Raw genomic sequence first — 13,858 nt, forward strand, 5'->3', positions numbered from 1 at the left:
AAAAATTTATAACATGGATCATTTAATAGAGTTTTTCCCAATTTTAAAACGTTTACTAACGTATGTTATACCCTGTAAAAAACAATTGGTGTTAGCATTTGTTTTTCTTTTTATTAGTTCAATTACAGAAATTATAGGTCCAGTTTTAATCGGGTATTTTATTGAAAATATATTATATCAACATAAATTACAAATAAAATTAACATGTTTTATTGTTATAGTATTTATAATACTACAAATTTTGTCAGTATTTTTTAATTATTTTCAAAACATTTTATTCAATAAAATAGCTGTAAAAATTATTAATAAATTACGTCAAGAAATAATGAAATCCGCATTAAACCAACCAATCCATCAATTTGATTCACAACCGCTTGGTCAAATGATCTCAAAAATCACTGATGACACTGAAGTGATAAAAGAACTATATGATACTGTTGCGCCTACCTTTTTTCGCAGTACAGTTTTAATATTTGTAGTATTGTTTACTATGTTCATACTTGAATGGCGAATGGCAATGATAGCTTTATCTATTGTACCTTTAATTATTATCGTCATGTTAATATATCAACGTTATAGTACTCCTCTTTTAAGAAGAGTAAAATTTTATTTTTCTGATATTAGCAATAAACTGAATGAGAATATAAACGGTATGAACGTGATTCAGCAATTTCAACAACAAGAGAGATTTAAAAAAAAACTTATCAAAAGTTGTGAATTACATTATCTTGCCCGCATAAAAATACTGAAACTAGATGGTTTTTTATTACGACCGTTACTAAGTTTTTTATCTTCTATAACACTATGCAATTTTATATTTTTATTTAGTTATTTTCCAACAGAAACATTTGAAATTGGTATTTTATATACATTTATAACTTACCTTGGGCGTCTTAATGAGCCTATAATTGCCATTACAATTCAGCAATCTATATTACAACAAGCTATTGTTGCAGGAGAAAGAATATTTTCTCTAATTGATTCTCCAAGACAAACATATGGAAATGATAAAAATACATTTCAAAGCGGAACAATAAATATCAAAAATCTTAGCTTTAAATATAAAAAAAACGAAAAATACACACTTAAAAATATTAACATCAATATTCCATCTAATAGCTTTGTTGCACTCGTAGGATATACTGGTAGTGGAAAAAGTACTTTGGTAAATTTATTAATGGGACATTATCCTATAACACATGGAAAAATATATTTAGACAATAAACCTATTGAATCTATTAGCCGTTGTGTGTTAAGAAAAAACTTATTAATGGTCCAGCAAGATCCAACAATCTTCTCTGATAGTGTACTATCTAATATTGCGTTAGGAAAAAAAATATCCGAAAAAAAAATATGGAAAATATTAAACACAGTTCATCTTGCATCTTTAGTTCAATCTATGCCAAAAGGAATTTATTCTATTTTAGGTGAAGAAGGTAATAATTTATCTGCAGGACAAAAACAATTAATAGCTATTGCAAGAGTACTAGTATCATATCCTAAGATACTTATATTAGATGAAGCTACAGCAAACATTGATTCTGAAATCGAAAATATAATACAAAAAACACTACTATCAATTAAAAACTATTCTACATTAATAATCATCGCACATAGATTATCAACAATAATCAATGCTGACCTTATTATAGTTTTTAAAGAAGGAAAAACCGTTGAGATTGGAACGCACGCACAGTTATTAAAAAAACAAGGAATGTATTGGAAAATGTATCAATTTCAATCGTTTAAATTTTAAATTTTAAGAAATTCTGCTAGCTACTTTAAAACACCTGTTTTTATATTGATTTAGCTGCTTCCTTCCAGACCTGACTAGATGTTCAATTTAAAACAGTGTTAGAGACTAGCAGAATACTCTAAAATATATATTATGTAAAATTTGTATATTTTTATAATCAATCAGAAAATCGTATATAATTAATACATTACAAAATTTATTTTATACATAAAATATATAATTTACAACTGATATTTTTAAAAAAGTAATTTTAAAATCTATACAATAAAATATTTTCTAAAATAAATACAATGACTTCCATAAAATCATCAATATTGATAGCATAGTATTTTTATAAAAAATTTTATTACTCTATATGAACTATCAAATATTAGCTAGAAAATGGCGCCCACAATCTTTTAAAGATATTATTGGTCAAAAATATATTATCACTGCTATTTTGAATGGATTATTGCTTGGAAAAATTCATCACGGATGGTTATTTTATGGTACAAGGGGTATTGGTAAAACCACTATTGCTAGATTAATTGCTAAAAGTTTAAATTGTGTAAAAGGTATTACACCATATCCATGCGGAAAATGTATAATTTGTAAAGAAATAGAACAAACCCGTTGCCCTGATGTTATTGAAATAGATGCAGCGTCACGTACTAAAGTAGAAGACATGCGAGAAATTTTAGATAGTATTTTTTATTCACCTATAAAAACAAGATTTAAAATATACTTAATTGATGAAGTACATATGTTATCTCGTAATAGTTTTAATTCGCTTCTTAAAACACTAGAAGAACCACCTGAACATGTAAAATTTATTTTAGCAACTACCGATATAGAAAAAATACCAAAAACCATCATTTCTCGTTGCTTATGTTTTAATTTACAAACATTATCTGAAGAAAAAATTTTTAATTTTTTAAAAAAAATATTAAACATTGAATCTATTAAATACGATGATCAATCTTTAAAAGTGATTTCTCATTACGCTAAGGGAAGTATAAGAGATGCATTAAATTTACTGGAATGTGCAATTAGCTTAGGAAAAAATCGTGTCTGTATAAAAAACGTAGTGAACATGTTACAAATTCCAACTGAAGAGCAAGCATTTTTATTAACTGATGCATTATTAAAAAAAGAAACAAAACAAATGATGCGTCTATTATATGAGATAGTAGATACGGGAGTTGACTGGGAAGAAATTTTAACAGCAATGTTACGTATTTTGTATTACATTTCTATGTCAAAACTGTTTCCACTAAAATGGGAACAGGGCTTTATAAATACATACAAACATAAAATTAATAATTTAGGAAAATTAATCACACATCAAGATATTCAATTGTGTTATAAAATGTTATTAAATGGAAAAAAAGAACTAATTTTTGCTCCAAATAATCAAATTGGTGTAGAAATGACGTTGATACAAACCATCAAAACATATAAAAATAAAACATTTAATAAATAAATTTGAAAAATTTATCTTATTATTAAAAAAATCTAATTATAGTTTAAAAAACTGTTAAAATCATGCAATTAATATGTTAAAAATATACAAATTGTACTAAATGAATAAAAAAATTATCATAATTATCTAAAACTTCAAGACATTAAAAACTATAAATGTTAATAATATTAATAAAATAAAAAAAATATCAATACATTCATAATGTACAAATATTTAAAATTTAATATAATAAAAAAAATGTTAATTATATACAAACAAAATGAAACACACATACTTCAATAAACAATTAACAAAAAAAGAACGTTAAACATTGTTTATGTATTATAAATAATAATAATTAAATAATATAAAATGTGTAATTTTAAATGAAACCAATTACATTTAAACATATTTTTAAAAAATGTATATATTACAACAAAATCCCTCAAAATAGAGAACTAATATATGTTTACTAAAGGTGGTTTAGGGAATTTAATGAAACAAGCGCAGCAAATGCAAGAAAAAATGGCAAAAATACAGGAAGAAATATCTAAAATGGAAGTTACTGGCGAAGCTGGTGCTGGATTAGTTAAAGTCACAATTAATGGCGCACATAACTGCAGACGTGTAGAAGTCGATCCCAGTTTATTACAAGATGATAAAGATATGTTAGAAGATCTCGCAGCTGCCGCATTTAACGATGCTACTCGAAGAATATCTGAAGTACAAAAAAAGAAAATGTCCGCTATATCTTCAGGAATACAATTACCATCAGGATTTAATATGCCTGTATAAAAATACAATAATATTATTAAAAATAATCTTTAAAAACACCGTTAGACGTTTTTTTTACAATGAAATAAATTCCTAAAAAATAAATATTAATGTTAATTTTAAAATTCTAATTATGATTACAAAAAGAGATATCCTGATGAAAAATCAAAAAAAGGAAGTGTACAATTTTCAATCAGAAGTAGAAAAGTTACTACAACTTATGATTCATTCTTTATATTCAAATAAAGAAATTTTTTTGCGGGAATTAATCTCCAATGCATCAGATGCAATTGACAAATTAAGATTTTTATCAATTTCGTCACCAGAACTGTATGAAAATAACAGCGATATGAAAATTCAAATTTCTGTTAATAAAGCACAAAAAACACTTATTATTAGTGATACTGGTATTGGAATGACTCGAAACGACACAATAGAAAATTTAGGTACAATTGCTAAATCAGGTACTAAATCTTTTTTGCAATCACTAGAAAATAAAAAAAATACATTAATTGGAGAATTTGGTGTTGGTTTTTATTCTTCTTTTATTGTATCAAAAAAAGTCACTGTAAGAACTAGATTTGCTGGTACTAAATCTGATAAAGGAATTTTATGGGAGTCGTCAGGATCAGGAAAGTATACTATTGAAACAATTACTAAAAAAAATAAAGGTACTGAAATTACTTTGTTTTTAAAAGAACAGGAAGAAGAATTTTTAGAAATATGGCGTATTAAAAATATCGTTAGTAAATATTCTGATCATATTACTGTTCCTGTACAAATACAAAATTATGACGAAAAAAATAAAACATATATCTGGGAACAAATTAATAAAGCTAAAGCATTATGGATATTAAATAAATCAGAAATTACTGATGATAAATATAAAAAATTTTATAAATATTTAACACACGATCAAAATAATCCATTAACATGGAGTCATAACCATGTAGAAGGAAGTCAGGAATATATCAGTTTATTATACATTCCTAAAAAAGCCGCTTGGGATATATGGAATAGAGATAATAAACATGGATTAAAATTATATGTAAAACGCGTATACATTATGGACAATTCACAAGCATTCCTTCCTAATTATTTGCGATTTGTACGAGGATTAATAGATTCTAATGATTTACCTTTGAACATTTCACGTGAAATACTACAAGATAATTCCATCACAAAAAATTTAAAAAAAGCATTAACTAAAAGAACGCTAAATATTTTGGAAAAACTTGCACAGTCAGATAATGAAAAATACCAAATTTTTTGGAATCAATTTGGATTAATTTTAAAAGAAGGCCCTGCAGAAGATAGTGAAAATTTAAACAAAGTTACAAATCTTTTACGTTTTACGTCAATTAAAAATAATCAACCTGAACAAACGTTATCTTTAAAAAAATATATATCTGATTTACAACCACAACAAGATAAAATATATTACATCACTGCAGATAGTTACACAGCAGCAAAAAACAGCCCACATTTAGAACTATTTAAAAAAAATAATATTGATGTCTTGCTATTATCAGATAGAATTGATGAATGGATGATGAATTATGTTACAGAATTTGAAGGAAAAAAATTCCAATCTATCAGCAAAGAAGACATGTCACTAAATCAATTAACACATATTAAAAAAGTTAAAAATAATGATATTTCAGAAGATATGTTGAATTTTTTAAAAAAAGCAAAAAAAACACTTGGTAATAAAATAAAAGATATTAGATTTACACAGAGATTAACAGAGACGCCATGTATTGTTTTAAGTGACTCTAATGAAATGACTACTCAAATGGCAAAATTATTTTCTGCAGCAGGGCAAACTGTTCCAGAATTAAAATATATCTTTGAAATCAATCCAAATCACATATTAATAAAAAAAATATGCCTAATCAATGATGACAAACAATTTAATGAATGGATAAAACTATTATTAGACCAAGCATTATTATCAGAAAAAGGCAGCTTAGAAAATCCACATAAATTTATTTCTAGAATGAATAAATTATTACTAAAATAAAAAAATAACGATTACTACTGAAAATAGTAGTAATCTCTAAAATAATGCATTATTTATATAATAAGAACCTTATTATGCGAATTGTTTTATTAGGACCACCGGGATCTGGAAAAGGAACACAAAGTAAATTTATTGCAGAAAGGTATAAAATACCAAAAATATCTATAGGTGATATTTTAAGAGAAAATATTTCTTTAAAAAATAACATCGGAAAAAACATACAACATACCATAAAAAATGGTAATTTAGTATCTGACGATATTGTTTGTAACGTAATGAAACAACGAATTCAACAAAAAGATTGTATAAATGGTTTTTTGTTAGATGGATTTCCACGAACTATAGGGCAAGCTAAATATTTATTACAACAAAAAATAAAAATAGATTTTGTTTTAAAATTAACTTTACCATCTAAATTAATATTAGAGAGACTATCAGGAAGAAGAATACACGCTGAATCTGGTCGAACATATCACATAAAATTTAATCCACCAAAACAAAAAAATAAGGATGATATAACTGGTCAAATATTAACAATTAGAGATGATGATCAGCAAGCTAGCATTAAAAAAAGAATCCAAGAATACCAAAAAATAGATTCTATATTAGAAGAACACTATTTGTCAGAAAAAAAATTAGGTAATATAAAATATTTTAAAATTGATGGCGTGAATCCACTACTAAGAATTAGAAATACTATAAAATTAATATTAGAACAACAATAATTTTATATGCGTTCTACAGGACTTGAACCTGTGACCTACGGCTTAGAAGGCCGTTGCTCTATCCATCTAAGCTAAGAACGCATAAGGAATTAAATTAAAATTTAACATTAATATATCATATATTCAACCAAAATATTAATAATGTTTTATTTATATTCGTAAATATAAATTCATTATGAACATTGTTCAATATAATCTAAACTATAAAAAAATTAATTGAGTCATCTATTCATATGCCAGCAAAAATTATAAATGGTAATAACATAGCAAAAATATTGCAAATTGAAATTTTTAACAAAGTTTATCAAAGAAAAAAAGAAGGAAAAAAAATACCCGGTTTAGCCATGATTTTAATCGGTACCAATATATCTTCTAAAATTTACGTGGAGAAAAAAAAAATCGCATGCAAAAACGTTGGTTTTTTCTCAGAATGTTGGACGTTTCCTGAAAATGTTCAAGAGATAGATGTTTTAAATCTTATTAAAAAATTAAATAATTGTCCGAAAATAGACGGTATCTTAATACAATTACCACTACCAAAACATATAAATTACATGAAAATATTAAGCAGTATTTCACCGAATAAGGACGTTGATGGATTTCATCCATATAACACTGGCTCACTATGTCAAAGAATTCCAAAACTAAGAGCTTGTACATCCAGAGGTATTATTACCATGTTAAATTTTAACCATATAAAAACACATGGATTACATGCTGTAGTAGTTGGTGCGTCCAATATAGTAGGAAGACCAATGAGTTTAGAATTATTACTAGCAGGGTGCACTACAACTGTTACACATAGATTTACTAAAAATTTGAAACATCATGTTCAACATGCTGATTTATTGATAGTAGCAGTTGGAAAACCACGATTTTTAACAGGAGAATGGATTAAACATGGTTGTATAGTAATAGATGTTGGAATTAATCGATTAGAAAATGGTGATATTGTAGGTGATGTAGATTTTCATAGTGCATATTTAAAAGCATCCTATATCACACCAGTTCCAGGCGGAGTTGGGCCAATGACTGTAGCAACATTACTACAAAATACATTAGAATCATGTGAAAATAATGATATTAAAAAAAACTAAAAAAAATGACTACAAACTATTTTTACATTTTTTATTTTATTTTCCATATCGTTTTGTTATTTGGCAAGTCTTCTAAAAAAACGTTTAAAGATTTTAATTTTTCGCGTAATAAATCAGCTTCCTTCCACATTTTGCATCTTCTAGCTAGATCTCTTTTTTGAACTAATATTTCAATTTTTTCAATCATTTTTTTATTTAATTTATTTTTATTTTTAAAAAATTCTTCAATATCTTGCAGTAAAAAACCCAAAATATTCAATAGAGACTGTAATCTAAAAGCTAATTTATTTGATTTTAAAATATCTATTTTTTTTAAATAATTAATTTTTCGTGCTAATTTTGAAAATATTAAAAATACTTGAGGAGTATTAAAATCATCATTCATAGCATAATAAAATTTTTTTTCAAATTCTATTCCTTCGTCTGTATTAGAAATAGCATTTGTATTATACAATGATTCATATAAATATTCTAATGAACATTGTGCTTGATTTATACTTTTTTTAGAAAAATAAATTGGATGGCGATAATGAGTTGATAAAAAAAAATAACGCACAACTTCATAATTGTATTCCAATAATATATCTCTTAAAAAATATACATTGCCCAATGATTTAGACATTTTTTTGTTTTTCATAATCACCATACCTGTATGCATCCAAAAATTTATTTTCATATTTTCATGCAAACAAAATGATTGTGATTTTTCATTTTCATGATGCGGGAATAAAAGATCAGAACCACCTCCATGGATATCAACACAATCTTTAAAAAAAACACTACTAATGGCACTACATTCGATATGCCAACCAGGTCGTCCTTGACCCCAAGGAGATTCCCAAGAAAATTGCTCACAATTAGACTTTTTCCAAAGAAAAAAATCTAACGGATTTCGTTTCGTAGAATCTACAGGAACACGTGATCCAGGATTTAAGGAATTTAAAGATTGACGCGACAAACTACCGTATGTTTTATCGCAATTTACTGAAAAAACAACGTCACCATTTTTATTGATATATGCATGTTTTTTAAATATTAATTTTTTTATAATATTAATTATATCATTAATATGATCTGTAACGCGGGGTTCTTCATTAGGTGATAAAATGCCTAGCGCATTAAAATCATCTTTCATATTTCTAATCATAGAATCAGTAAAAACATTAATATCAACCTGCTTTTCAATTGATTTTAAAATAATTTTATCATCAATATCGGTAATATTACGAATATACGTTACCTGAAATCCAACATGTCGTAAATAACGAACTAACATATCAAAAAAAACAAAAGTACGACCATGACCAATATGACATAAATCATATACAGTAACACCACAAACGTACAAATTAATTTTATCTTTTTTAATGGATTTAAATTTTTCTTTTTTTCCAGTAGACGTATTAAAGATATTTAACATGATTTATACCCTATATCAACGTTCTTTATACAAAAATAATATAAAATATATTATTTTCTATATTATCAATGTGTTAAACTGAAAAATATAATTAAAATAAGTTTTGTTAAACGTCATATAATAAAAAAATAATATAAAATATTTTTCAATAAAAAACGAAATAATAAATACACAAAAAAATATTTTTTTTAAAATTCAAATCGATATTTTTTTCAAAAAAAAAAGAGAACGTATAAAATTTGTGTTTTGAAATTGTATTTTTAAAATTTTATTTAAAAAATAAATAAAAATTGTACTAATACTTTAAAAAATTTAAGATATTATATATTTTTATTAAAAAATGTGGAATTAAAAATGAACACAAAACTAAGAGAAATGTTAAAATTTCCTTGTTTTTTTACTTATAAAATTATTGGTTTAGCACAGCCGGAACTTATTGATCAAATAATTAAAGTTATTCAAATTCAAATTCCTGGTGATTATACACCACAAATTAAATCAAGCAATCGAGGAAATTATCTTTCTGTATCAATTACGATATGCGCAAAAAATTTTGAACAAATTGAAATTTTGTATCGTGAAATTAGCAAAATTAATATAGTTAGAATGGTTTTATAATACATGAAACATAAAATATGGATCTTAAAATATAGTACAGCCCTAAAAAAAGAGCCGTACTATAAAAAACATATTTATTTTTTTACGTCATTTAAACTTACACAATATTATAAACTAACAACATTAGCAGCCGATGGTCCTTTTGCACCTTCGGTGATTTCAAATTCAACACTTTGACCTTCTGCTAAAGTTTTAAATCCATTACTTTGAATAGCTGAAAAATGCACAAACACATCTTTACTACCGTCTTCTGGCGTAATAAAACCAAAGCCTTTAGACTCATTAAACCATTTTACATTACCTTTAATCTTGGACATCTGTATTACCTTCACATAAAAATATACTAAATAAAAACAGGTTAATAATTAATTATTAACAATGTTATTCAAAAAAAAATAAAACACTATAATTTCAAAGAAATTATAGTTTAAATAGATTAACATGTAAATCTACTGTTAGCTAGATAGCAATGTATTTTCAGTAAAAAAGAATATATATGAATCTTCATAATATTTAATTTATCAGAAAAATCATTAAAATAAAACTATATCTTGATACTTAAGTTGTTTAAGTAAACATTTATTTTAAATACAAAAAAACCCGAAAAAATTTTCGGGTTTTTTCCCTGGATTGTACCTACTCTTACACGGGGAAACCCCGCACTACCATTGGCGTTATAGCGTTTCACTTCTGAGTTCGGAATGGATTCAGGTGGTACCACTATACTATTTTTTCCAGGTATAATTATAAAATTATGTTATAAAAATATATTTTTATAGTAAAAATTCAGAAAAAACAAGCCGTTTAAAAGAAAAACACCTTTGGTGTTGTAAGATTAAGCCTCTTGGGTCATTAGTACTAGTTAGCTCAACATATCACTATGCTTACACACCTAGCCTATCAACGTTGTAGTCTCCAACGTCCCTTCAGTAAACTATAAATAGTTTCAGGGAAGACTTATCTTGGGGCAAGTTTCGTGCTTATATGCTTTCAGCGCTTATCTTTTCCACATTTAGCTACCGGGCAATGCCATTGGCATGACAACCCGAACACCAGTGATGTGTCCACTTCGGTCCTCTCGTACTAGAAGTAGATCCCCTCAATCTTCCAACGCCCACGGCAGATAGGGACCGAACTGTCTCACGACGTTCTAAACCCAGCTCGCGTACCACTTTAAATGGCGAACAGCCATACCCTTGGGACCTGCTTCAGCCCCAGGATGTGATGAGCCGACATCGAGGTGCCAAACACCGCCGTCGATATGAACTCTTGGGCGGTATCAGCCTGTTATCCCCGGAGTACCTTTTATCTGTTGAGCGATGGCCTTTCCATACAGCACCACCGGATCACTAAGACCTGCTTTCGCACCTGCTCGCGTTATCACGCTCACAGTCAAACTGGCTTATGCCTTTGCACTAACCTCACGATGTCCAACCGTGATTAGCCAATCTTCGTACTCCTCCGTTACTCTTTGGGAGGAGACCGCCCCAGTCAAACTACCCACCAGACACTGTCTCTGTACCGGATTACGGCACTAGGTTAGAATACCGAATTTTAAAGGGTGGTATTTCAAGTGTGACTCTATTAAAACTAGCGCTTTAATTTCATAGTCTCCCACCTATTCTACACATTAAAATTTAGAATTCAGTGTCAAGATATAGTAAAGGTTCACGGGGTCTTTCCGTCTTGCCGCGGGTATACTGCATCTTCACAGCAATTTCAATTTCACTGAGTCCCAGATGGAGACAGTCTGGCCATCATTACGCCATTCGTGCAGGTCGGAACTTACCCGACAAGGAATTTCGCTACCTTAGGACCGTTATAGTTACGGCCGCCGTTTACCGGGGCTTCAGTCCAGAGCTTCAAGTTGTTTTTTTAACTCTTTCGATTAACCTTCCGGCACCGGGCAGGCGTCACACCGTATACTTCCACTTTCGTGTTTGCACAGTGCTGTGTTTTTAATAAACAGTTGCAGCCAGCTGGTATCTTCGACTAGATTTAGCTCATAAAGTAAATTTATTCACCAAAACTAGCGTGCCTTCTCCCGAAGTTACGGCACTATTTTGCCTAGTTCCTTCATCTGGGTTCTCTCAAGCGCCTTAGTATTCTCTACCTAACCACCTGTGTCGGTTTATGGTACGATTTAATATTACCTGATGCTTAGAGGCTTTTCTTGGAAGTGTGGTATCAGTTACTTCATCACCTTAGTGATTCGTCATCATGCCTCAGAACAAATAATAATCGGATTTGCCTAATTATTATACCTACACATTTAAACCAGGATAACCGTCACCTGGATAACCTAACCTCCTTCGTCCCCCCTTCGCAGTAATATTAAGCACAGGAATATTAACCTGTTGTCCATCGATTACGCTTTTCAGCCTCACCTTAGGGATCGGCTCACCCTGCCCCGATTAACGTTGGACAGGAAACCTTAGTTTTTCGGCGAACAAGTTTTTCACTTGTTTTATCGTTACTCATGTCAGCATTCGCACTTCTGATACCTCCAACATATTTTTCAACATATCTTCACCGGCTTACAGAACGCTCCCCTACCCAATAAAAAAATGTTTTTTACTGCCGCAGCTTCGGTGCATAGTTTGAGCCCCGTTACATCTTCCGCGCAGGCCGACTTGACCAGTGAGCTATTACGCTTTCTTTAAATGATGGCTGCTTCTAAGCCAACATCCTGGCTGTTTATGCCTTCCCACATCGTTTCCCACTTAACTATGACTTTGGGACCTTAGCTGGCGGTCTGGGTTGTTTCCCTTTCCACAACGAACGTTAGCACCCGCTGTGTGTCTCCCGTGATAACATTCTATGGTATTCGGAGTTTGCATCGGATTGGTAAGCCAGTATGGCCCCCTAGTCGAAACAGTGCTCTACCCCCACAGACGAATTCACGAGGCGCTACCTAAATAGCTTTCGGGGAGAACCAGCTATCTCCCGGTTTGATTGGTCTTTCACCCCTAGCCATAGATCATCCGCTAATTTTTCAACATTAGTCGGTTCGGTCCTCCAGTTGGTTTTACCCAACCTTCAACCTGTCCGTGGCTAGATCACCGGGTTTCGGGTCTGTACCTTGCAACTTAACGCCTATTTAGGACTCGGTTTCCCTGCGGCTCCCCTATAACGGTTAACCTTGCTACAAGATACAAGTCGCTGACCCATTATACAAAAGGTACGCAGTCACACATTTAAAATGTGCTTCCACTGCTTGTACGTACACGGTTTCAGGATCTATTTCACTCCCCTCGCCGGGGTTCTTTTCACCTTTCCCTTACGGTACTAGTTCACTATCGGTCAGTCAGGAGTATTTAGCCTTGGAGGATGGTCCCCCCATATTCAAACAAGATTTCTCGTGTCCCGCTCTACTTTTCGAACCCACAAAATAAATCATTTTATGTACAGGACTATCACCTTATATTGTTAATTTTTCCAAATTATTCTACTATAAATTTAAATTGATTATGGTTCTAGGCTTTTCCCATTTCGCTCGCCACTACTCAGGGAATCTCAATTGATTTCTTTTCCTCAAGGTACTTAGATGTTTCAGTTCCCTTGGTTGACTTTTTTAACCTATTTGATTCAGTTAAAAATGACGTATTAAATACGTCAGGTTTCCCCATTCGGATATCGACGGTTATTAGCGCTTCATATCAGCTTACCGACGCTTTTCGCAGATTAGTACGTCCTTCTTCGTCTCTGACTGCCAAGGCATCCACCATGTACGCTTATTCGCTTAATCTTACAACCCATAGGTGTCTTTCTTTCTCTTTATAAAAAGAGAATATATATTTTGCTTGTTTTCCGAATTTTTAAAGAGCTGATGTTAAAATCTAAATTTATATTTTTTAAAAGCTACTTTTATAATAACATAACAATTTTAATTAGTATATAATATTTTATTAAAAATTTGAATTTTTATCGTCCCCTAGGGGATTTGAACCCCTGTTGCCGCCGTGAAAGGGCGATGTCCTGGACCTCTAGACGAAGGGGACTTA

Annotated in this window: 9 protein-coding genes, 2 tRNA genes, 2 rRNA genes and 1 other RNA gene; 7 read left to right on the forward strand and 7 right to left on the reverse strand. The window is 29.7% G+C overall.

Annotated features, from left to right (window positions below; genetic code table 11):
- Positions 1-13 precede the first annotated feature (13 nt).
- Positions 14-1,756 (forward strand): SmdB family multidrug efflux ABC transporter permease/ATP-binding protein, encoded by a 1,743-nt coding sequence (locus ICW73_01555; GenBank protein ID QNS01662.1) that lies wholly within the window; start codon positions 14-16, stop codon positions 1,754-1,756.
- Between the two features lie 11 nt (positions 1,757-1,767).
- On the opposite strand, the gene ffs is transcribed toward ICW73_01555, so the two are convergent.
- Positions 1,768-1,867: signal recognition particle sRNA small type (gene ffs, locus ICW73_01560), an RNA gene on the reverse strand.
- Positions 1,868-2,111: 244 nt separating this feature from the next.
- Between ffs and dnaX the strand changes: the two genes are divergently transcribed.
- From dnaX to adk, 4 genes are all read left to right on the forward strand, one after another.
- Positions 2,112-3,218 carry a DNA polymerase III subunit gamma/tau gene (dnaX, locus tag ICW73_01565; GenBank protein QNS01663.1) on the forward strand — a complete coding sequence of 369 codons (1,107 nt, stop codon included), beginning with the start codon at positions 2,112-2,114 and terminating at the stop codon, positions 3,216-3,218.
- A gap of 444 nt (positions 3,219-3,662) precedes the next feature.
- Positions 3,663-3,992, forward strand: a complete 330-nt coding sequence (locus tag ICW73_01570) for a YbaB/EbfC family nucleoid-associated protein (protein QNS01664.1) — start codon at positions 3,663-3,665, stop codon at positions 3,990-3,992.
- Positions 3,993-4,128: 136 nt separating this feature from the next.
- The gene (htpG, locus tag ICW73_01575; GenBank protein ID QNS01665.1) at positions 4,129-5,994 is read left to right on the forward strand and encodes a molecular chaperone HtpG; all 1,866 of its coding nucleotides are present in this window, start codon (positions 4,129-4,131) and stop codon (positions 5,992-5,994) included.
- 74 nt (positions 5,995-6,068) lie between these two features.
- Positions 6,069-6,719 (forward strand): adenylate kinase, encoded by a 651-nt coding sequence (adk, locus tag ICW73_01580; GenBank protein ID QNS01666.1) that lies wholly within the window; start codon positions 6,069-6,071, stop codon positions 6,717-6,719.
- Between the two features lie 7 nt (positions 6,720-6,726).
- Here adk and ICW73_01585 read toward each other — a convergent pair.
- Positions 6,727-6,800 (reverse strand) — tRNA-Arg (locus ICW73_01585).
- A 152-nt stretch (positions 6,801-6,952) separates the two neighbouring features.
- Between ICW73_01585 and folD the strand changes: the two genes are divergently transcribed.
- The gene (gene folD, locus ICW73_01590) at positions 6,953-7,816 is read left to right on the forward strand and encodes a bifunctional methylenetetrahydrofolate dehydrogenase/methenyltetrahydrofolate cyclohydrolase FolD (GenBank protein ID QNS01667.1); all 864 of its coding nucleotides are present in this window, start codon (positions 6,953-6,955) and stop codon (positions 7,814-7,816) included.
- A 31-nt stretch (positions 7,817-7,847) separates the two neighbouring features.
- On the opposite strand, the gene ICW73_01595 is transcribed toward folD, so the two are convergent.
- Positions 7,848-9,236, reverse strand: coding sequence for a cysteine--tRNA ligase (locus ICW73_01595; GenBank protein QNS01668.1), 1,389 nt, complete (start codon positions 9,234-9,236; stop codon positions 7,848-7,850).
- A 354-nt stretch (positions 9,237-9,590) separates the two neighbouring features.
- Here ICW73_01595 and ICW73_01600 point away from each other — a divergent pair, with 354 nt between their 5' ends.
- Positions 9,591-9,854, forward strand: coding sequence for a DUF493 family protein (locus ICW73_01600; protein ID QNS01669.1), 264 nt, complete (start codon positions 9,591-9,593; stop codon positions 9,852-9,854).
- Between the two features lie 107 nt (positions 9,855-9,961).
- On the opposite strand, the gene cspE is transcribed toward ICW73_01600, so the two are convergent.
- From cspE to ICW73_01620, 4 genes are all read right to left on the reverse strand, one after another.
- Complete coding sequence (gene cspE, locus ICW73_01605; protein ID QNS01670.1) at positions 9,962-10,171, reverse strand: transcription antiterminator/RNA stability regulator CspE; 210 nt, start codon at positions 10,169-10,171, stop codon at positions 9,962-9,964.
- A 306-nt stretch (positions 10,172-10,477) separates the two neighbouring features.
- Positions 10,478-10,593: ribosomal RNA gene (gene rrf / locus ICW73_01610) — 5S ribosomal RNA — on the reverse strand.
- A 74-nt stretch (positions 10,594-10,667) separates the two neighbouring features.
- Positions 10,668-13,609: ribosomal RNA gene (locus ICW73_01615) — 23S ribosomal RNA — on the reverse strand.
- 173 nt (positions 13,610-13,782) lie between these two features.
- A tRNA-Glu gene (locus ICW73_01620) sits at positions 13,783-13,855 on the reverse strand.
- Positions 13,856-13,858 lie beyond the last annotated feature (3 nt).

The sequence above is a fragment of the Buchnera aphidicola (Pentalonia nigronervosa) genome, assembly GCA_014622685.1.
Taxonomy (GTDB): domain Bacteria; phylum Pseudomonadota; class Gammaproteobacteria; order Enterobacterales; family Enterobacteriaceae; genus Buchnera; species Buchnera aphidicola_BD.